This window comes from Haladaptatus caseinilyticus, assembly GCF_026248685.1.
Lineage (GTDB): Archaea > Halobacteriota > Halobacteria > Halobacteriales > Haladaptataceae > Haladaptatus > Haladaptatus caseinilyticus.
Window position 1 is genome coordinate 587,369 of the sequence record NZ_CP111036.1, and the last position, 18,738, is coordinate 606,106.

At 59.6% G+C, this 18,738-nt stretch carries 21 protein-coding genes; 14 read left to right on the forward strand and 7 right to left on the reverse strand.

Going from position 1 to position 18,738, the window contains the following annotated elements:
• Window positions 1–87 precede the first annotated feature (87 nt).
• From OOF89_RS03330 to OOF89_RS03340, 3 genes are all read right to left on the reverse strand, one after another.
• Window positions 88–288, reverse strand: coding sequence for a DUF7835 family putative zinc beta-ribbon protein (locus tag OOF89_RS03330; RefSeq protein WP_266078437.1), 201 nt, complete (start codon window positions 286–288; stop codon window positions 88–90).
• 205 nt (window positions 289–493) lie between these two features.
• Complete coding sequence (locus OOF89_RS03335) at window positions 494–2,167, reverse strand: TrkH family potassium uptake protein (protein WP_266078439.1); 1,674 nt, start codon at window positions 2,165–2,167, stop codon at window positions 494–496.
• A gap of 1 nt (window position 2,168) precedes the next feature.
• Window positions 2,169–2,846, reverse strand: coding sequence for a potassium channel family protein (locus tag OOF89_RS03340; protein WP_266078441.1), 678 nt, complete (start codon window positions 2,844–2,846; stop codon window positions 2,169–2,171).
• Window positions 2,847–3,306: 460 nt separating this feature from the next.
• On the opposite strand from OOF89_RS03340, the gene OOF89_RS03345 reads away from it, so the two are divergent.
• Entirely contained in the window at window positions 3,307–3,843 is a 537-nt protein-coding gene (locus tag OOF89_RS03345) for an HIT family protein (RefSeq protein ID WP_266078443.1), read from the forward strand.
• 73 nt (window positions 3,844–3,916) lie between these two features.
• Window positions 3,917–4,852: a cation diffusion facilitator family transporter gene (locus OOF89_RS03350; RefSeq protein ID WP_266078445.1), complete on the forward strand. Its 936-nt coding sequence runs from the start codon at window positions 3,917–3,919 to the stop codon at window positions 4,850–4,852.
• A 145-nt stretch (window positions 4,853–4,997) separates the two neighbouring features.
• Here the strand turns inward: OOF89_RS03350 and OOF89_RS03355 are convergent, their stop codons facing one another.
• Window positions 4,998–5,957 carry a hypothetical protein gene (locus OOF89_RS03355; RefSeq protein ID WP_266078447.1) on the reverse strand — a complete coding sequence of 320 codons (960 nt, stop codon included), beginning with the start codon at window positions 5,955–5,957 and terminating at the stop codon, window positions 4,998–5,000.
• 39 nt (window positions 5,958–5,996) lie between these two features.
• Window positions 5,997–7,253, reverse strand: a complete 1,257-nt coding sequence (locus OOF89_RS03360; protein WP_266078449.1) for a tRNA (N(6)-L-threonylcarbamoyladenosine(37)-C(2))-methylthiotransferase — start codon at window positions 7,251–7,253, stop codon at window positions 5,997–5,999.
• Between the two features lie 207 nt (window positions 7,254–7,460).
• On the opposite strand from OOF89_RS03360, the gene OOF89_RS03365 reads away from it, so the two are divergent.
• From OOF89_RS03365 to OOF89_RS03375, 3 genes are all read left to right on the forward strand, one after another.
• Complete coding sequence (locus OOF89_RS03365) at window positions 7,461–7,616, forward strand: hypothetical protein (protein WP_266078451.1); 156 nt, start codon at window positions 7,461–7,463, stop codon at window positions 7,614–7,616.
• A gap of 117 nt (window positions 7,617–7,733) precedes the next feature.
• Window positions 7,734–7,916: a hypothetical protein gene (locus OOF89_RS03370; protein WP_266078453.1), complete on the forward strand. Its 183-nt coding sequence runs from the start codon at window positions 7,734–7,736 to the stop codon at window positions 7,914–7,916.
• A gap of 320 nt (window positions 7,917–8,236) precedes the next feature.
• Window positions 8,237–8,980: a mechanosensitive ion channel family protein gene (locus OOF89_RS03375; protein ID WP_266078455.1), complete on the forward strand. Its 744-nt coding sequence runs from the start codon at window positions 8,237–8,239 to the stop codon at window positions 8,978–8,980.
• Between the two features lie 48 nt (window positions 8,981–9,028).
• Here the strand turns inward: OOF89_RS03375 and deoC are convergent, their stop codons facing one another.
• Entirely contained in the window at window positions 9,029–9,664 is a 636-nt protein-coding gene (gene deoC, locus OOF89_RS03380) for a deoxyribose-phosphate aldolase (RefSeq protein ID WP_266078457.1), read from the reverse strand.
• Window positions 9,665–9,879: 215 nt separating this feature from the next.
• On the opposite strand from deoC, the gene OOF89_RS03385 reads away from it, so the two are divergent.
• The 5 genes from OOF89_RS03385 to OOF89_RS03405 all read left to right on the forward strand — a co-directional run bounded on the left by OOF89_RS03385 (window position 9,880) and on the right by OOF89_RS03405 (window position 13,969).
• Window positions 9,880–10,833: a ribose 1,5-bisphosphate isomerase gene (locus OOF89_RS03385; RefSeq protein ID WP_266078459.1), complete on the forward strand. Its 954-nt coding sequence runs from the start codon at window positions 9,880–9,882 to the stop codon at window positions 10,831–10,833.
• A 74-nt stretch (window positions 10,834–10,907) separates the two neighbouring features.
• Window positions 10,908–11,594 carry a helix-turn-helix domain-containing protein gene (locus OOF89_RS03390; RefSeq protein ID WP_266078461.1) on the forward strand — a complete coding sequence of 229 codons (687 nt, stop codon included), beginning with the start codon at window positions 10,908–10,910 and terminating at the stop codon, window positions 11,592–11,594.
• An 82-nt stretch (window positions 11,595–11,676) separates the two neighbouring features.
• The gene (locus tag OOF89_RS03395; RefSeq protein WP_266078463.1) at window positions 11,677–12,036 is read left to right on the forward strand and encodes a DUF7344 domain-containing protein; all 360 of its coding nucleotides are present in this window, start codon (window positions 11,677–11,679) and stop codon (window positions 12,034–12,036) included.
• Window positions 12,037–12,174: 138 nt separating this feature from the next.
• A complete protein-coding gene (locus OOF89_RS03400) occupies window positions 12,175–12,987 on the forward strand; it encodes a DUF63 family protein (protein WP_266078465.1) in 813 nt (270 codons plus the stop codon).
• A gap of 94 nt (window positions 12,988–13,081) precedes the next feature.
• Complete coding sequence (locus tag OOF89_RS03405; RefSeq protein WP_266078467.1) at window positions 13,082–13,969, forward strand: carbohydrate kinase family protein; 888 nt, start codon at window positions 13,082–13,084, stop codon at window positions 13,967–13,969.
• Here OOF89_RS03405 and OOF89_RS03410 read toward each other — a convergent pair.
• The gene (locus OOF89_RS03410; protein WP_266078469.1) at window positions 13,966–14,307 is read right to left on the reverse strand and encodes a hypothetical protein; all 342 of its coding nucleotides are present in this window, start codon (window positions 14,305–14,307) and stop codon (window positions 13,966–13,968) included. The genes OOF89_RS03405 and OOF89_RS03410 overlap by 4 nt on opposite strands.
• Window positions 14,308–14,417: 110 nt before the next feature.
• Here OOF89_RS03410 and secF point away from each other — a divergent pair, with 110 nt between their 5' ends.
• The 4 genes from secF (at window position 14,418) to OOF89_RS03430 (ending at window position 18,701) form a co-directional block, all read left to right on the forward strand.
• On the forward strand, window positions 14,418–15,272 hold the full coding sequence (gene secF, locus OOF89_RS03415; protein WP_266078471.1) for a protein translocase subunit SecF: 855 nt from the start codon (window positions 14,418–14,420) through the stop codon (window positions 15,270–15,272).
• A complete protein-coding gene (locus OOF89_RS03420) occupies window positions 15,269–16,825 on the forward strand; it encodes a preprotein translocase subunit SecD (protein WP_266078473.1) in 1,557 nt (518 codons plus the stop codon). Before secF ends, OOF89_RS03420 begins: the two co-directional genes overlap by 4 nt.
• A gap of 113 nt (window positions 16,826–16,938) precedes the next feature.
• On the forward strand, window positions 16,939–17,511 hold the full coding sequence (locus tag OOF89_RS03425; RefSeq protein ID WP_266078474.1) for a low molecular weight protein-tyrosine-phosphatase: 573 nt from the start codon (window positions 16,939–16,941) through the stop codon (window positions 17,509–17,511).
• A complete protein-coding gene (locus OOF89_RS03430) occupies window positions 17,508–18,701 on the forward strand; it encodes a carboxylate--amine ligase (protein ID WP_266078476.1) in 1,194 nt (397 codons plus the stop codon). Before OOF89_RS03425 ends, OOF89_RS03430 begins: the two co-directional genes overlap by 4 nt.
• Window positions 18,702–18,738: the final 37 nt, after the last annotated feature.

The following is an 18,738-nucleotide window of genomic DNA, read 5'->3' on the forward strand; positions in this document are numbered from 1 at the left end:
GACTCCGGATCGTCATCCGTCGTGTAGTGACGACACGGTAACTCGTGTCGGACGATAACGAGAACAGCAGACAGGTCCGCCGAACGATTAGGCGTTGTTCATTCGCTGGCTCTTCTCTTCACCGCACGTCTGACATTGGGTGATTCGGTACGGTTCGCGCGAAAACTCGGCATTTTCGCGTTTCTTGCTTTCGGTTCGAATTTGGACAGATACCTCGTGAGAGGTTTCGCGCCCACAGTTGTCGCACAGTTCGACCATTGCCTGGAACCCCTGATTTTTCGTTGCCATGGTGACTTCCTGCTCAGTCCATACAACCGCTGATACGAGCATAAAAACCCCTCTCTGTTGGGGGACGTTCGAACCGTTTTTTCCGGTTCAGTCTTGCAATTTCGGCATATAGAACATCGAGAGCGTCCCATTTCGTTTATCGAGGCCTGTGAGACGTTAATGAGGGTGGAACGCTCTACAACAGCCGAATACTTTATATACTGGTTCAGGGATTGAGACCGAACAGGGTAGACCGGAGAAAAACGAGTACTGGGATGATCTCGAGCCGACCGACCCACATATTCAGGACGAGCATTCCTTCACCGAAGGGAGACATTGACGGTCCGACAATTCCAGTCGAGAGGCCGACATTGCCTTGCGCACTCGCAACCTCGAAGAGTGCGTCAGCGTAACTGGCTCCGGGGGCGACGTTCGAGAGGAGGACACTCCCCGTTATGAGCAGGATAATCCAGAGCATACTGACGATGGCGGCCTCGCTGAACTCTTCGTACATCTGATTTCGGTCGAGTGCACGTCCGTTGATTCGGGTGTTGATGACTGCGGAAGCCGGGAGGAACACCCGTGAGAACTCCCACTGGATACCCTTGCTTATCATGTACCCTCGAATGATTTTGATACCACCAACCGTGCTCCCCGCCGCCCCGCCGAGCACCATCGCCCCGCTGACGATGAGTTTCCCGCCTGCGCTCCACGCGCCGATATCCGACGACTGGAACCCCGTACAGGTGAGAGCGCTGACGAACTGAAACGTGGAATCGCGTGCCGCATCCCCCGCGAGCGCGGACAAGCCGACGTTTTGAACGCCGATCCACCCTGTCTGGGTGAACGCGCTGCTCGCAATCGGGAGCGAAATGATGTTCTGAACCGACAGCACGAAACTCCCGACGACGAAGAGGATGAACAGCCAACGAGTCTGAAGGTCGGAGAACAGTTCGCCGAAGTCCCGGTCGTGGAGCATCACGTAATGGATCGGAAACGCGATTGCACCGAGCGCCATGATGGGAAGAAGGACACCTTCGACGAGCGGCGAATGGTACGATTCGATGGAGTTGTCCGTCACACTGAATCCACCGGTCGAAAGGGCCGTCATCGCGTGATTCAACGACTGCCAGAAGGTTTCGAACAGGCTCTGCTGCGGTTCACTCCACCAAATAGCGCCGAACAACACGACGACGGCGATGATCGTGTACAGGAGGAAAATCCGCCACACCGTCTGCACCGTGTGGATGATGCTCGGATGAATCCTCTCTTCGCGCGTTTCCGCCCGGTAGAGAGCATAACTACCGCTCCCAGGACGAGCAAGAATCGCAGTCGTGAGGACGATGACACCCACACCGCCGACCCACTGGATGAGCGAGCGCCACCACTGGACGGCGCGCGGGAGCGACGGTTCGTGAACTGCCATCGTCAGACCGCTCCCGGTCCACCCGGACATGCTCTCGAACAGCGCGTGGAGAGGGTTTCCGTAGTACGCGAGACTGGAAAACGTCATCGCGCCGTCGATTCGGATCGCTTGATAATCGGCACCGATGGGGACATAGGTGTTCATTACCGGAACGGGAGTCAGATGTGCGGAGAGGAAAAGCGGAACCGCCCCGAAAATGGCGGTCGCGAACCAGCCCCCGGCGGCGATGACCATACCATGTTTCATCACCGGGTTCGGCGCGTCTTCGAACAGCCTTCGGGCAGTACCGCCCGCCGCCGCCGTGATTCCCCCCGCAATGAGAAACGCGAGGGCTACGTAAAACTCCCCGAACGCCAGTGCAAGGGCGACGGTAATCGCCATCAGTGCCGCCTGCATCAACACGAGTGCGCCGATATCTCGCAGGATCACAGCGAGATCAGCCGGAACCCCAGAAATCGTCGGGTGTCGCGGCATATCAGTCGTGGTCCTCGTAGTGGCCGAAAATGTCGGTCACGTCCGGCGTTGCACCGACTTCGGAGAAGACGGTTATGAGGTCATCGCCCTCGATCGTCGTGTTCCCACGAGGAGTGATGACGTCATTGTCACGCTCGATGGCGACCACCAACATCCCTTCGTCGAACAGTCCATCGTCCGCCGCCGCTGAGAGAGTGAGACCCGCGATTGGGGCGTACGAATCGACCGTGATTTCGAACACTTCGGCCGTTTCGCCGACCTTCATGTAATCCTTGATGGACGGGCGTTTCACGGCTCGATACAGATACTCCGCGATGAGTCGCTGGGGGTTCTCGATGACGTTTACCCCGATTTGGCGGAAGATGTTCATGTGTTCGGGGTTGTGAACGACGGACACCAGGGATGGTACGTCCATCTCTTGTCCCAACAGGCAGACCATGATGTTCGTCGCGTCCTGGTCTGTCGTGCTGATGAGGGCGTCCGCCCGGTCCGCACCGGCCTCTTCCAGCGTGTCGATGATCGTCGCATCGTCGTGGAGGACGAGACAGTCGAATTCCATCGATGCGCGTTCGGCGCGCGCCTGGTCTTTCTCGATAACCACCACGTCGTTGCTATTCTGCGTCGCAATGCTGATGAGTTGCGAGCCGATGTCGCCCGCACCGACGATGATGAGATACATTCGTTGTTCCCCTCTCCGAAGCCAGCATTTGAAAAGATACTGTTGTCGAACTGGTCAGTGTCGCCCACGTCCACGATCGTGAAACGATACGGGTAGGTCGTAGTTTCGTCACGGTTATGAAGCCATTAAACACGATGTATCCGCAGTTTCCGAGGGGTTGAGCCGAAGGTGTGTCGTGTCGAGCTGTAACTCATAAAACCGAGAATCACGTTGTCTTCTCGAACTACCGATAGGAGATGTCACTAAGTAATATGCCATGGCGAAAATTTCTGGGGCCACTATCGGCATGCACTACGTGTAAATCGAGTTCCAAATTCGACCCACGATACGGGCGTCGGCGAGCAGATGGGAGTCGAGTGGGAACGGAGGGGAAAACAACCCTCAATGGTGGCGACGCGATGGGAGGCCGAATCGAGTACGAGACTGAAAACATAAAACACTCGAAACGCGATTACTTCCCATGCAGCAAGTGTTCGCGCCGTGGCGAATCGAATGGGTCGAGCGCGACGACAGCGACGTCGAAATCGAGGGGTGCGTGTTCTGTGAACTCCCAAATCGTGGCGCGGACCGGGAGTTTCTCGTCGTGGCACGAAACGCCCACGCCGTCGTGATGTTGAACAACTATCCCTATAATCCGGGGCACGTGATGGTCATTCCCGACCAGCACACGGCGGACTATCGCGAGCTGACGGACAAATCGTTGCTCGGGCACGCGAGGTTGAAACAGCGAACGTTCGACGCACTAGAAACCGCCCTCTCCCCGGACGGGTTCAACGCCGGGTTAAATATCGGTGAGGGAAGCGGTGGATCCATCGACCACCTCCACACGCACATCGTTCCGCGGTGGCAGGGAGATACGAACTTCATGCCCGTCCTTTCCGATACGAAGGTCATCGTGGAAGCGCTGGAGGACACCTACGAACGGGTTCACGACGCGTTTGCGGAACAAGACGGTGCGACGGTACCCGACCCGGATACCGCAGTCTCGTTCGAGTAGAACGAAACGAAATTCGGACGAGGAGTGAACTTCGCCGATATAGCCATAGGCGACCCGACCCAATGCAGGCGTGATGGACCGGTCCACCGCCGTCCGAACTGCGGGAGTCGTCGTCCTGGCGGCGAACCTCCTGTTGGCAGTCGCCAAGGGCCTCGTCTGGTTACAGACCGGGAGCCTCGCGGTCGGTTCCGAAGCGGTCAACAGCCTCTCGGACGCGGTGTATAGCGTCGTCGTCCTCGCGGGACTGTATCTAACGACTCGACCGCCGGATTTCGACCACCCACACGGACACGAGCGAATCGAACCGTTCGTCTCCCTGCTCGTCGCTCTCGGCGTGTTCGCGGCTGGTGGGTTGATCCTCTGGCGTTCGGCCACATCCCTCATTTCGGGAGACATCTCGACGACGATGAGCCCCCTCGCAGTCGGCGTTCTGGTGGGAACGGGAGCCATCAAGTACGGCCTCTTCCAATACTGTCTTCGAATCGGTAACGATGCCAACTCGCCAGCAGTAGAAGCGATCGCTCTGGACAACCGCAACGACATACTCACCGCTGGCGCGGCACTTATCGGAGTTCTCGGTGCGCGAATTGGGATTCCCGAACTCGACCCACTGGCAGCGGGCGTCGTCTCGTTCGGCATTCTGTACACCGGATGGGAAATCGTCGAGAGCAACGTGGACTACCTCGTGGGGCGTGCCCCGTCGGAAGACCTTCGTGCGAAAATCGTCCAGCGGGCGCTTTCGCATCCCGAGGTCGAGGGAGTCCACGATGTCGTCGCTCACTACGTCGGGCCGGAAATCGACGTAAGCATGCACGTCGAAGTCGAGGGAGACAGGACACTCATCGAGGCTCACAACATCGAAACCGAGGTTATGGAATCGGTCCGAGCGATTCCCGAAGTGGACGACGTGTTCGTCCATGTCGATCCCAAGGAACTCGGCGAATGGAAGGCCGACGACGAGGCGGACAGACTTGCCGAGACGCACACTCGGGACGGTGATGATAACTAACTAACTCGTTTTCGGAAAGTGAGAATCGGGGACCGGTATCTTTTACCGGACTTTGTAAGCATGGATACAGGAACCCAAGAGTTCACAACACGATAGACGGATGTACTGAAGGTAACTGGCGCGATGTTCACCGTTAGCTCCCTCGCTAGGTACCTTCGTCTCTGGCGTCGAGGTTAACTGTCGTTTCTCCGGTCAAGGTACCCTCCACACGTACAGCCACGGTTCCATCCTCGCCACCGCTGTACATCGTTCCGAAGGACTTCGACCACTCCATGTGGTCGCCACTGGCAACCGAACGAGTGACGATAGTCGCCTCGTCGTCGTCAGCGATACCCGTCGTCGGCCAGTAGACGGCGGCGAGGAACCGCCCATCCACCTCGGAGACGTTCTCGGCAACCAGTGACACCTCCACGGACGCTGTTCGGACCGTAGTCTCGAACGACCGGGGTTCAAACGTCGGAGCCGGACGCGCGAGCTTCCCGACCTGTTCGTCAGTGAGTCGCCACTCCGCAGTTTCACCGCCGTTTCTACACCGGATTGCGGCGTTACTCACTTCGAGCGGCGACGGAGGCTCGAAGGCAACCCAACCGACCTCGTGATTGGGTGCATGGGAACCGCCGTATCGGATGTTCCCCCGTTCCGCAAGCGAGGTCGTATACGCCCCCGTCGTTCGCTGCTCGATTTCGACGGCAGGGTACGTCCTGCCATCGGCGACGAGTTCGAAAGCATCGTAGGGAGGGACGGCTTCGGTATCGACCGAAGAGTCGGACTCGCTTTGCACTGCGGCAACGACGAACTGTTTGCCATCGGATGCAAGTACGCCGCCGGACCCCATCACCGATTCGTAGGAAACCGCTTTCCTCGCCACCGTGTCCGCGACGGCGACCCGGATGTCGCCGACGGGTTTCACCGAACTATCGGGAAGTGAAAACGATTCGCTCGGGTCGGTCGGTACGGCGTTTTCGGACGTGGTTTGTGTGGGCGATTTCGTCCCCGCGGGTGCGTTAGCGTCCGTCTCAACCGATGTATCGCCGACACAGCCAGCGATTCCGGTCAGCGTCACTCCGAGGGTACCGAGAAACGATCGTCGATAGCGGGAGGGCATTACCCGAACAGGTAGTCGGGAAAATAAATACTTTCTGTCCTATCGAGTCGGCGTTCCGAACGCGTACACCGTCTGGTGGCTCGTGATTTCCACGTCGAGGAAATCACCGAGTTCGATACCGTGGTCGGAGGCGTTCTGGACGATGACCTGTCGGTAGGCTTCGTCCCGGCATTTGACCGAGTCGCCCGTCCCTTCCTCCACGACCATGACGCGCCTTTCGGTGCCGACCATCTCCTCGTAGGCCGAGCCAACGATATCCATCTTCAGTTCGGACATCTCCTTCGAGCGCTTCTTCTTTATCGTGCCGCCGAGTCCCTTCATATTCGCGGCATCAGTGTTCGGGCGCTTCGAAAATCTGGTAACGTTGAGTTTTTCCGGCCGTGTCTCGCGCAGGAGGGCCATGCTCTGTTCGTGGTCCTCGTCAGTCTCCGTCGGGAAACCGACGATGAAATCGGTCGAGAGCGTCCAGTAATCCAGATATTCGTCGAACGTTTCGACGATTTCGACGTACTCGCCTACCTGATGTTGTCTGCGCATGTCGCCGAGCACGTCGTTCGACCCGGACTGCACCGGCGCGTGGATGAAGTTGTACAGTTCGTCGTTCTCGGCGAACACCTGCGCCAGTTCCTCGCGGATACCGTGGACGCCCTTCGGGTTCGCCATACCGACGCGAACGCGGAACTCGCCCTCGATTTCGTTGCAGATGCGGTCGAGAAGGACGTGGAGTTTCCGTTCGCCGCGATCCCAGCCGTAGACGCCAGTGTCCTGTCCGGTGATCCTGAGTTCCTTCGCACCGGCGTGGACGAGTGCGCGGGCCTTCTCGACGTTCTCCGCGACCGACGGCGAATCGATCTTTCCGGTCGCGTGCTTCGTGATACAGTACGAGCAGTCGGACATACAGCCGCGAGCGATGGGCAGGATTCCGACGACGCCGTCAAGAACTGGTTCGACGCCCGGACCGGGCGTCGGGCATTCCCCGTTCGTCACCGCCGTCGGTACGTCGTCCCAGTGGAGTATTTGGGCGTCGATTCCTTCCGTTTCGAACTCGTCACCCTGGGCGAGTGCCATACACCCGGTGATGATGAGGTCGGCCGTCTCCGCTTCGAGTTCTTTGGCCCGGCGAACCATGTTGCGTTCCGTCTTCTCCACGACGGTACAGGAGTTCATGATGGCGACGTCTGCCTGCTCGGGTCCCTCGACGCGATAGTGGCCCGCGTCGCGGAGCGCGGACTCTATCTGACGGCTCTCGCCGCGGTTCGAGGTACACCCGTACGTCTCGATGTGATACCGAGCCATTCGGTGTTCGATTTCGGCTACGCGGGCAAAAGGGCGACGATTGTGGGTGCAGAAGACCTAGTACGGCAAATTACGAACTGCTGACAAATTCCCTCCGATACCCTTCACAGACCTCGTCGGGAGTTTCTCGCCGTTCTCGGGTCGGCGACTATCTCCGCCGCTGCTGGCTGTAGTTCCACGTCTTCCTCGTTCGATGGTGCTGCAAAGATGGCAGGTGGCACCACTGACTGGCCGATGTACGGACACGACAACGCGAATACGGGATACGATCCGAACGGAACCGCCCCACGAACGGGAGTGAAAGAACGGTGGCGAGCATCCGTCGGCACCGCCACGGCCCAACCGGTCATCGCGGGGGAATGATGTACGTCATCGCCGGAGACGCTGTCCATGCGTTCGACGCAAAGAAAGGGGAAAAACGGTAGTCGGTAACCGACGAGGATGGTGCCGCGGTGTACTGGTCTTCCCCGACCGTTCACGATGGCTCTCTACCTCGGGGACGGCAACAACCGAGTTCGCTGGCAGGCGATTCGGCGTAGTGGCTGGAAACGTGATCTCGGGACCCGTGTTCGGCAGGGTCTCGCTGGGGCGAACAGAACCCCGTTTGCGATTACCGGACCGACGGACACTCCGAAGATGCTGTATGTGCTCGAAGGCCCGTAGAAAATACGAGCTTAGAGACGGACGGATACGAAAAACGTATCTCCCTAATGGAAAGTGCGTTTAACGACTCGTGTCCGTTTACAGTAAAATACGGAGACAGTCCGTCGATACGGGTTTTTCCCGTGTTTCGAGCCGTGTGAAAACTAAAAATAGCTTGACACGATCCAAGACGGAAGTTATCGCGTTCCGACATCAGTTCGGCGAAACGCTCCCCAAGTCATTCACCATTACTTCGTCGTCCGTTCGTTTTAGGTGGTCAACAACAAACTGGCTGTAGTCCATTCCTCTGTTACCCACGCAACAGTGGGGGGAGAAAAACAATGACTCGACACGACCTCGTTACGGATACAGTACTGCAAGTAGGGGGGCTACCGCCGTGGTTACAAGACCCCGTCGCCGGATTCATCGCGCTGCTACCGCGATTGGTCGGTGCCATCGTCATTCTGCTCATCGGATGGGTTATCGGTCGCGGTGCGGCAGCGATCGTTCGCCGGGTCGCGGACAGAATCGAACTCGACAGGATGGTGCTCGACACGCCATTGGGAAGAATGCTCGGTGGCACCGAAAGCGCGGTTTCCGGCGCGTTCGGCAAACTCGCCGCGTGGTTCATTTACGCGTTGGCGATCCTTGCCGCCGCGAACGTACTAGCGATCGCGACGCTATCCGAATGGGTCGCTGTCGCCGTCTCGTACCTTCCGGCACTGATCGCCGGACTGCTGGTGATCGTTATCGGGTTCGTCGTCGCGGACTTCATCGGTGACGCGATCATGCGAACCCGGGCGGCAACGCACACCGCATACACCAACTGGTTCGCTACCGGGACTCGGCTGTTCCTGTACTTCACCGCCATCGTCATCGGTCTCGACACGATGGGAATCGACGTCGGTATCCTGTACGTCTTCGCGCGAGCGCTCGCGTGGGGACTCGCCGCCGCCGTCGCCATCGGAGTCGGTGTCGCCTTCGGTTGGGGTGGCAGGGATTACGTGGCGAGCCACATCGATAGCTGGATGTCCAGCGCGAGTCAGGGAACGCCGAGTCCACAGCCCAGCGACGACGACGACTGATAGAAAACGCTCAACGGGTAGAAAACTGTCAACGGGGGGTTTCGCGGACTAGCCGCGGAAGTCTTCTATAATTTCGACACCACTGCTTGCACCGATTCGCTCTGCGCCAGCGTCGAGCATCGCTTTCGCTTTTTGGTAATCGCCGATACCTCCGCTCGCCTTGACTGGCAGGTAGTCGGCCATCAACTCGACGTCCTCGATTTCCGCCCCGCCATCCGCAAATCCGGTCGACGTTTTGACGAACGCGGCATCGGCCTCCTGCGCCAGTCGGCAGGCGTCGTGTTTCTCCTCGTCGGTGAGCAGTGCGGTTTCGATGATGACTTTTACGGGAATCGGCACCGCGGCGACGAGCTCCTCGATGTCGGCTTTCACAGCGTCGTGTTCGCCTGCTTTCAGTCGCCCGATGTTGATGACCATATCGAGTTCGTCCGCGCCGTCGTCCCATGCACGGACTGCTTCGTCACGCTTCGCATCGGGTGCGTGTTGTCCGTGTGGAAATCCGACGACCGTTGCAAGCGTAACGTCCGGAGCGTATTCGTCGGCCTCGGACACGTAGCACGGCGGGATACAGGCGTTCATTCCGTACTCCTTAGCTTCGTCGAGAACTTCTTTCACGTCGTCCAATGTGGTCTCCGGGCCGAGAACGGTGTGGTCGATCGCGCTAGCGAGTTCGGTCTCGTTCATACCGGGGGCGATGGACCGGCGGGCTAAAAATCCCGCTATCGACTGTATCGATCGGCGACGAGGTGGCTAAGAGCAAACGCCACGAGTTCGGCGACGTGCATCACCGATTTCGAATATTCCACCGTGACGCCGAGGTCCATACCACCCTTGCAATTGCCACGGATGTGGACTTTCCCCCGGACTATCTTTTTGTGAGTGAACGTTCTAGAATACCTATGGAACGCGAGATTCACCCCGCCGTCACCGACGCCGCGGACGACATCGCGGAGATGGAAATCCGCGGTGCGGCGACCATCGCGGACGCGGCGGCGGCGGCACTCGGCGAGCAGGCGAAAGCGAGTGCCGCCGAAACGCCGACGGCGTTTCGGGCCGAGATGCGAGCTGCGGCCCGTCAACTCCACGAAACACGCCCGACAGCGGTGAGCCTCCCGAACGCCCTCCGATACGTTCTCCGTGGAATGAGCGGCGACACTGTCCCCGAACTGCGAGCGAGCGTCATCGGGAGTGTGAACGAATTCCGTCGGGAACTCGATCAGGCACAGGACAACCTCGGCCAAATCGGTGCGAACCGCCTGCGCGACGGGGATACCATTATGACACACTGTCATTCCACGGACGCCCTCTCCTGCGTTCGACATGCCCTCGCAGATGGGAAAGAAATCAGCGCCATCGTAAAGGAAACGCGCCCACGGAAGCAAGGACACATCACTGCCCGACAACTGCGCGAGTGGGGCGTCCCCGTCACCCTCATCGTGGACAACGCGGCTCGCCGGTATCTGGACGACACCGACCACGTTCTCGTCGGTGCCGACGCCATCGCCGCCGACGGGAGCGTCATCAACAAGATCGGCACCTCCGGATTGGCGGTGAACGCGCGCGAACGCGGAGTTCCGATCATGGTCGCGGCCCAGACCTTGAAGTTGCATCCGGGGACGATGACCGGCCATACCGTCGAAATCGAGATGCGCGACGAGCGGGAAATCCTTCCGGACGATGAGCGCGAAGCGATCGGGGAGGTGACGGTCGAAAACCCGGCGTTCGACGTGACGCCGCCGCGGTACGTGGACGCCATCGTCACCGAGCGAGGGCAGTTCCCGCCCGAGAGTATCGTGACGTTGATGCGCGAGTTGTTCGGCGACCAGCACAGTGGAGAGCCGTGGGACGAGTAACGGAACACCAACCGTTCCGGTCGAAGACGCCGCCACAGAGTAACTAAGACCGTTCCGATAGTATGGGAGACACGATGGCGGTCATAGCCGAACTCTCTATCGATCCACTCGATTTTCCCCTGGGGAACCTCCTGACCGTCGGAACGGATATTCACATCGAGTTCGAGCGTGTCGTGCCGGTTGGCACGCTTGTCGTTCCTATATTCTGGGCGTGGACAGACGATTTGGACGAAGGCGACTTCGATGAGTTCGAACGACGCATACTGGACAATGAATACGTCACCGAGCTCGAAGAGCTTCATCGCATCGAGGACCGTATCCTCTACCTGATGAACTGGGAGGTACCCGATGAAGCGTTTCTCGAGGGGCTGCAAAAATCGAATGGAATCATCCGGAATGCGGAGGGATACGGGGACGAGGACTGGTTGTTCGAACTGCTGTTTCCCTCGTACGAAGACCTCTCCACCTTTCACAACGAGTCGCTAAAAAACGACGTTACCTACACGCTCGGGCGTATCTACACACTTCGGGAGGTGGGACGGTCCAAACCGCCGACTTCGATCACGGACGAACAGCGGGAAGCATTGCTCCTCGCACTCCATCGTGGGTACTTCGAATCGCCCAGTCGTGTGACGCTCAGCGAACTGGCGAAGGATTTGAATATCAGCCAACAAGCGCTGTCGGAGCGAATTCGACGTGGGAACAAAATTCTACTCGAACAGACCCTATTGGACGTAACCGAGACGAACGAGGGAAGTTGACTTGTTCGATCAGGGGTCGTATATAAATCCCCCGTAGGAACAAGCCAATAACTAATCGTTGCCACCGTTATCCATGAACTAGATGGAGAAATCCGACGACCGGAAACGTTCGCCGATTTCGCTGGATGACCTATTGAACATCGCAGCTGATCCCCTACGTCGTCGCATTCTCACCTATCTGGCAACCCAGTCCGAGAACGAATGTTCCGTCACGGAACTCGCTGAGCACCTTCACTCGCAAGGGGATGGTACCGACCGGCCCAAACGGCGCCTGTTGCTACGACTTCACCACGTCCACCTCCCGAAGTTGATGGATTTTGAATTGGTGACCTACGACACGGGGACGAACGACGTTCAATATCACGGGGACTCACGATTGGAAGAGATTCTCGACCAGATAGCACCGATGGGTGACTCCTCGTCCGGAGAATCGACCGAGTGAGGCCCGAACGCAATGGTAATGGAGCGGACACCGTGACGGGAAACCGTCCGTAACGGGCATCGTGACTCGACGAGACGATAGTGGAGACCTAACAGACAGACCGCAAACCTTTCGATACCTCCGTTCACGTGTCGGTGTATGGTACTGCCGGAAGGGTTCGCACTCCCACCGTTGGCCTATCTTCTCCCACTCTTGTTGGCGGTCGGTATCGTCGTGTGGTCGCTTCGGCGCGCAGAGCCAGCCATCTCGGAGCGAACCATCGTCGCACTCGCGCCGTGGATGGTCGTCGGTGCAGGACTCCATGCTCTCTATCAAGTGCAAGTGATTCCCGAAATCATCGCACCCCTGTTCGGAACACCGTCGGTGTATCTCACGACGTTCGTCGTCGCTGGCGTCGTCTGGTTGTTCTGTCTTCGCCGGTTCGAAACGGCCGTTCCGCGGATGCTCGCGAGCGTCGGCATCGTCGGCATCGCGCTCGTGATTTCCGTTGCACTCTGGTACGGTATTCAAAACGACAGTCTGCGTCTGTTCTGGCCGTTCGTCGCATTCGTCGTCGCGGTAGTCCTCACCGGTGTTCTGTGGGCGGCGACACAGTATTTCTATCCACACGTCGCCGTCATCACCGGAGCGGTCGGCGCCCTCACGCTGTTCGGCCACGCCCTCGATTCCGTCTCGACGGCGGTCGGTATCGACGTGCTCAACGCGAGCGAACGGACGCCGGTCTCCCGTGCAATCCTCGAATTCGCGGAGGTGCTCCCGACGGCCGACGTCATCGGCGTCGGCTGGCTGTTCATCCTCGTCAAACTCGCCATCGCGGAGTTCGTCGTCATCCTGTTCGCGGATTACGTAGCGGAGGAACCGGTGGAGGGCTACCTCCTGCTCGGCGTGGTTGCTGCCGTTGGACTGGGGCCAGGAGCACACAACCTCCTTCTCTTTGCCATCACGGGATGAGCAGTCGTGTGGGTTTCCCCGAGTCGTCAGGATTTTTACTGGTGCTCGCGTATCGAAGCGGTATGCCGTTCACGGGCCGCGATGGGGGAGTACCATGGTTCGAGTCGTAACTGCCGGTCACGTCAACTGGGACGTGACCTTGCGCGTCGATGCGCTCCCCACCCCGGATGGTGAAGCACGAATTCGGTCCCAACAGCGCTCCGGCGGTGGAAGTGCCGCGAACGTCTCGGTCGCGCTATCCAGGATGGGAATTCCGGTGGGCCTCATCGGGAGCGTCGGCACGGATGAACACGGACTGCTCGTCCGGCGCGAACTCGACGCCGCAGGCGTAGACTGCACACACGTCCTCGAAGTCACGGGCGTTGAAACGACGACGAAATACCTCATCGTGGACGAGAAAGGCGAAGTGATGGTGCTCGGAAACGAGGGTGCGAACGAGGCGGTCACGCCGGAGGACGTTGACGCCGAGTACGTCCAGCAAGCAGCCCATCTCCATCTGACCAGTCAACGGCCGGATAGCGCGGCAGCGCTCGCTCGAGCCGCGACGGAAGCAGGATTGACGGTCAGTTTCGACCCCGGTCGTCGTCTCGTGGAACGGAACTTCTCGCAGGCACTGGCTTATTCGGACATCGTCTTTCTAAACGACCACGAGGCAACGACTCTGCTGGACGAGGATTTGGAACACCCTTCCTCGGAACTTCACGGTCGGGTCGTGGTCATCAAACACGGAAGCAACGGCGCGCGCGTAGACACGACGAAAGGAGCCTACACGCACCCCGGGTTCGGCGTCGAATCGGTCGATACCACCGGGGCTGGCGACGCCTTTGCGGCGGGATTTATCACCATGCTTCTCGACTCCGCTGATTACGAGCAGGCGTTGGAGTTCGCCAACGCCTGCGGTGCGCTGGCGTCGATGACACCGGGTGCTCGCACCGCTCCGACCAGAGAACGCGTCGAGGCGTTTCTCGACGAACAGTTCTAAAACTCGTTCGGACCGTCGGCACTCTGGACCAACCAGCCACCCCGGATACCACAGGCCTCCCGCGCTTCGTAGACGATTTCAGTCTCCGGTCCCATTCTGTCGCCGCCTTCGACCGACTCGACGCGGAGCGGAACGTCCAACGTATCGCCACAACAGCCCACGTCGAGAAACTCCTCCCAGACGTCACCCTCTCGAACTTCGGCCTTCGTTTTGAGGAGATAGGCGCGGAACGGACGCTGGTCGAGTTGAAACTGGCCCCAACTGCTCAGGTCTTCCGGATACGAAACGACGACGCTGGTCGCCGTCTCACTCGGTGATACGGCCTCTTCGGTCGTCATGTAATGACATAGGTAGCCGAAGCCTAAATGCGTTATCGCATATTTCACACGACACATTCGGCCACAGTAATTAAGAAGGCTTATTCAGGGCCATCCCGCACCAATCGATCATGGTAGAGTTTCAAGTACCGGAGGTCGATTACACTCGGTACTCGAACCGGCAACTGGCGGCGGTACCGCTTGCCGTCCTCGTGCTGGCCCTCCTCGTGCTCGCCGGGTGGTGGATCACCACCGGCGCGCCGGTGACACCCGGCATCGAGTTCACCGGTGGAACCGAAATGCGGATTCAGACGACCGCATCGCAGACACAGATAGAATCGACGCTCGACCCCGTCTCGATCGCGCCGTCCCAATCCGCCCAGAACGAATACATCGTCACGTTCCAAGGGACGAATACGCAGGCGCTCGAATCGCAGGCTCAACAGGCAGGATACGACGTGCTCTCGGTGCAGAGCACGTCCGCGAGCTTCGGCGGACAGTCACAGCAACTCGCACTATACGGCCTCGTCGCCGCATTCGTCGGCATGAGCATTCTCGTCTTCCTCATGTTTCGGACGTTCGTGCCGTCCATCGCTGTCGTCCTCTCGGCGTTCAGCGACATCGTGATTCCGCTCGCGTTGATGAACATCGTCGGAATTCCCCTCTCGCTCGGGACGGTGGCGGCACTCCTGATGCTCATCGGTTACAGCGTGGACTCCGACATCCTGCTCAACAACCACGTCCTTCGGCGGTCGGGTGGCTTCTACGAGAGCACCTATCGTGCGATGCGAACCGGTGTAACGATGACGCTCACGTCACTCTCCGCGATGGCGGTCATGGCGCTCGTGGCGTTCTTCTTCGGCATCGACCTGCTCACGTCCATCGGCGTGGTGCTCGTGATGGGGTTGGCGACTGACCTGATGAACACCTACATGCTCAACCTGAGCCTCCTTCGCTGGTACAAGTTCGAGGGGGTGGCGCGATGAGCCTCCGCAAACAGTGGCGCGTCGGCTTGCTCGTCCTCCTCCTGCTGGGGAGTGCGTTCGCGCTGTTCGTCCCGCCTGGAACGGTCTCCGGCGGCAACCAGAACAACGCACTTACCAACGAAACCGGCCCGACAAACCTGAAATACGGCCTCGAACTCGCGGGCGGGACACGAATCCGTGCACCCGTCAACGGCGTCACCGCCGAGAACGTCGATATCCCGAACGGGACGAGCGAGGGTGCAGTCCAGACCGCCGTCGCGGGGAACATCTCCGGCGTCGAACAGAGCGACGTAATGGTTCGTTCCAGTCAGTCGGGCGTGACGATCGAAGTGTTCGCGGAAAACGTGACGACCGGACAGCTAAAGTCCTCGCTCGACGACGCTGGGATCGGCTACGAGAAGGTTCGTGAGGGGGTGACCGAACAAACCCGCAGCGAAATCGTCCGGACGCTCAGCGACAAGATTTCGAAGTCCGGGCTCGCGGGTGGCCGCGTCCAGCAGGTGTCGTCGGGCAACGACCACTTCATCCAGATCGAGATGCCGAACACGAACCAGTCCCAGATGAACGATCTGGTCACCAAACGCGGAAAGGTAACCGTCGTCGCACACTATCCGAGTGGCAACGAAAGCTACAACAACACGACGGTGCTCACGCAGGACTCGTTCGAGCAAATCGGTCAGGCGGAACAAGATCAATCCGGGGCGTCATCCGTCTCGGTCACGCTCACCGACTCGGCCGCGGACAAGTTCGTCCGCGTGATGAACGAGAAGGGATTCACGAGTCAGCAGGGGATTGCGGCCTGTAGATACCCACAAGCGCCCGCCAGCGAAGGCGGCTACTGTCTGTACACGGTCGTCGACGGCCGCGTCGTTTACGGTGCGTCGATGGGTGAAGGCCTCGCACCGTCCATCCAGAGCGGCGAGTTCAAACAACAACCGACGTTCCGAATGTTGACGACGAACATGTCTGAAGCCCGCCAACTGCAGATCAACCTCCGCGCAGGGGCGCTCCCGGCGGCACTCGACACGCAGGCGGGAACGACGACCTACCTCGCGCCGAGCCTCGCCACGGAGTTCAAGACGTACTCGCTCATCGCGGGACTGGCCGCGGTGTTCGCCGTGAGCGGCACCGTCTTCGTCAGATACGGGAGAAAGGAGGTCGCGCTGCCGATGATCGTCACTGCGCTCTCCGAGGTGGTCATCCTGCTCGGCTTCGCCGCGGCAGTCGAGTTACCGCTCGACCTCTCACACATCGCGGGATTCATCGCGGTCATCGGAACCGGGGTGGACGACCTCATTATCATCGCGGACGAGGTGATGAGCGAAGGGGACGTTCACTCCTCGCGCGTCTTCCAGTCGCGCTTCCGCAAGGCGTTCTGGGTTATCGGGGCCGCCGCCGCGACGACTATCATCGCCATGAGTCCGCTGGCGGTGCTCTCGCTCGGCGACCTCCAAGGATTCGCCATCATCACCATCCTCGGCGTGCTCATCGGTGTGCTGGTGACGCGTCCGGCCTACGGTGATATCCTGCGATATCTGCTGACGGATAAATAACTGCCTTCGTCACGGTTTTGTTTCGGGTATCCACGCCCTACGAACGCTGTAGGGACTGTTTGTTCTCGCAACAGTGCTGTGTCTATAACACCGACAGTGTCGAACCTCCGACGATGCTACAACACCTCCGACACGGCAGACGGCGACTCGCCGTGGAGATGGAGCGTCTCCGCCTCGGTTCGGACGCCCATCCGCGAAACACGACCGCCGCGATTCGCTCGCTTCCGACCGAACCGTCGATCTGCTTTCTCTGCCTCGGGAACATCTGTCGAAGTCCGCTTGCGGAGCGATATTTCCGAGCGCGACTGTCGTCCGTCGATTTCGACTGCGCGACGGTTCGGTCCGCGGGATTCATCGAAAAGGAAGGACGTTCGAGCCCCGACGCTGCGGTGTCCGTCGCCAGCGAGTTCGGCGTGGATTTGACCGACCATCGGTCACAGTGTGTCGATATCGACATGCTTCGCGAGAGCGACCTCGTCCTGCTGATGGACGCGTGGAACTACTGGTATCTGAAAGGGGAGTACCCGGAGGAACTCGACAAAGCGTACTTCCTCCGGTCGTTCGTCGATGACGGCGAATACGAAATCGAGGACCCCTACAGCACCGACGAATCGACGTTTCGGCGAGTCTACGGGGAAGTAACCGGTAGCGTCGATGAGTTTCTCACTACGGTGGAGGACCGATGAGCGTCGTCGTGCCCGCAATTGCGGCGGGCAGCAGCCTTGCCTGCATCAGGTCGCTAGGGCGCAAGGGAGTTTCCGTGATTGCGGCGGGCGAATCGGCCGATTCGCCCGCGTTCGATTCGAAGTACGTCGCCGACAGGGTTCGGACACCCGCACCTGCCGAGGACGTTTCGGGATATCGGGACGCGCTCCTCTCGCTCGCCGAACGACCCGATGTAGAGACTATCGTTCCACTTCGGGAACCAGAGTGTTACGTCCTCTCGAAGTTTCGAGCGTCGTTCGCGGAGCACATCGCCACACCCTGGCCCGATTTCGAGACGATGGGGTTCGCTCGCGACCGGAACGAATTGTTTCGGCGTGCACGTGACGTCGATGTCTCGGCACCCGAAACGCGGCTCCTTTCCGAGTGGGACGACTGGTCCCGTGATACGGTCGTCAAATCCAGATACACGGTACTGGTTCGGGACAATCGAACGATGTACCCTGGTGTCGAGTTCGTCTCCGGGGAACCGGATATCGACGAATTGACGCGGGAGATGGGCCACGACCCCATCGTTCAGGAATGTATTCCGGACGGGGATGAGTTCGGGTTTTTCGCCCTCTGTGACCACGGCGAGCCGGTCGTGACCTTCCAGCATCGCCGTATCCGCAGTTACACGTACTCCGGCGGGGCGAGCGTCTTCCGCGAGTCGGTGTCGAATCCGAAACTCCACGAGCAGGGAATGCGGCTGCTGTCGGCCCTCGATTGGCACGGTCCCGCCATGGTGGAGTTTCGACGCGACCCGCGCGATGGCGAATTCAAACTACTTGAAGTGAACCCGCGCTTCTGGGGGTCGCTCCAGCTCGCGGTCCACGCCGGCGTCGATTTCCCGTACCGCTACTATCAACTGGCACAGGGAGTCACGGAACCGGATTCGGGGTACGAAACGGGCGTCGGAAGCCACGTCCTGCGGGGCGAACTCGTCTACCTCATCAGCCTTCTCCGTGACGATTACGACCACGTCGAACGACCCTCGGTGCCCGGCGCAACCGCGACGGTGCTCGGGTCGCTGTTCGCCGAACCGAACTTCGATTACCTCTCGGTGGATGACCCGAAGCCGTTCGCCCGCGACGTGGCGAACACCGTCGGTGGGGTTGCTCACCCAGTTTCGGCACCAGTGAAGCGCGCCGTGTCGGCAGTGATCGGCCGGTAATCCGTGTCGTGTCGCGTTGTTCCACTTTCCTGTCAGA

Bases quoted from the DNA above. Each gene is read 5' to 3' on its own strand.
- OOF89_RS03410 (WP_266078469.1), bottom strand. From the start codon at position 14,307: ATGACGACCGAAGAGGCCGTATCACCGAGTGAGACGGCGACCAGCGTC.
- OOF89_RS03365 (WP_266078451.1), top strand. From the start codon at position 7,461: ATGGCAGGTGGCACCACTGACTGGCCGATGTACGGACACGACAACGCG.
- OOF89_RS03430 (WP_266078476.1), top strand. From the start codon at position 17,508: ATGAGCGTCGTCGTGCCCGCAATTGCGGCGGGCAGCAGCCTTGCCTGC.
- OOF89_RS03400 (WP_266078465.1), top strand. From the start codon at position 12,175: ATGGTACTGCCGGAAGGGTTCGCACTCCCACCGTTGGCCTATCTTCTC.
- OOF89_RS03375 (WP_266078455.1), top strand. From the start codon at position 8,237: ATGACTCGACACGACCTCGTTACGGATACAGTACTGCAAGTAGGGGGG.
- OOF89_RS03420 (WP_266078473.1), top strand. From the start codon at position 15,269: ATGAGCCTCCGCAAACAGTGGCGCGTCGGCTTGCTCGTCCTCCTCCTG.
- OOF89_RS03350 (WP_266078445.1), top strand. From the start codon at position 3,917: ATGGACCGGTCCACCGCCGTCCGAACTGCGGGAGTCGTCGTCCTGGCG.
- OOF89_RS03345 (WP_266078443.1), top strand. From the start codon at position 3,307: ATGCAGCAAGTGTTCGCGCCGTGGCGAATCGAATGGGTCGAGCGCGAC.
- OOF89_RS03355 (WP_266078447.1), bottom strand. From the start codon at position 5,957: ATGCCCTCCCGCTATCGACGATCGTTTCTCGGTACCCTCGGAGTGACG.
- OOF89_RS03425 (WP_266078474.1), top strand. From the start codon at position 16,939: ATGCTACAACACCTCCGACACGGCAGACGGCGACTCGCCGTGGAGATG.
- secF (WP_266078471.1), top strand. From the start codon at position 14,418: ATGGTAGAGTTTCAAGTACCGGAGGTCGATTACACTCGGTACTCGAAC.
- OOF89_RS03340 (WP_266078441.1), bottom strand. From the start codon at position 2,846: ATGTATCTCATCATCGTCGGTGCGGGCGACATCGGCTCGCAACTCATC.
- deoC (WP_266078457.1), bottom strand. From the start codon at position 9,664: ATGAACGAGACCGAACTCGCTAGCGCGATCGACCACACCGTTCTCGGC.
- OOF89_RS03360 (WP_266078449.1), bottom strand. From the start codon at position 7,253: ATGGCTCGGTATCACATCGAGACGTACGGGTGTACCTCGAACCGCGGC.
- OOF89_RS03390 (WP_266078461.1), top strand. From the start codon at position 10,908: ATGGCGGTCATAGCCGAACTCTCTATCGATCCACTCGATTTTCCCCTG.
- OOF89_RS03395 (WP_266078463.1), top strand. From the start codon at position 11,677: ATGGAGAAATCCGACGACCGGAAACGTTCGCCGATTTCGCTGGATGAC.
- OOF89_RS03335 (WP_266078439.1), bottom strand. From the start codon at position 2,167: ATGCCGCGACACCCGACGATTTCTGGGGTTCCGGCTGATCTCGCTGTG.
- OOF89_RS03405 (WP_266078467.1), top strand. From the start codon at position 13,082: ATGGTTCGAGTCGTAACTGCCGGTCACGTCAACTGGGACGTGACCTTG.
- OOF89_RS03385 (WP_266078459.1), top strand. From the start codon at position 9,880: ATGGAACGCGAGATTCACCCCGCCGTCACCGACGCCGCGGACGACATC.
- OOF89_RS03330 (WP_266078437.1), bottom strand. From the start codon at position 288: ATGGCAACGAAAAATCAGGGGTTCCAGGCAATGGTCGAACTGTGCGAC.
- OOF89_RS03370 (WP_266078453.1), top strand. From the start codon at position 7,734: ATGGCTCTCTACCTCGGGGACGGCAACAACCGAGTTCGCTGGCAGGCG.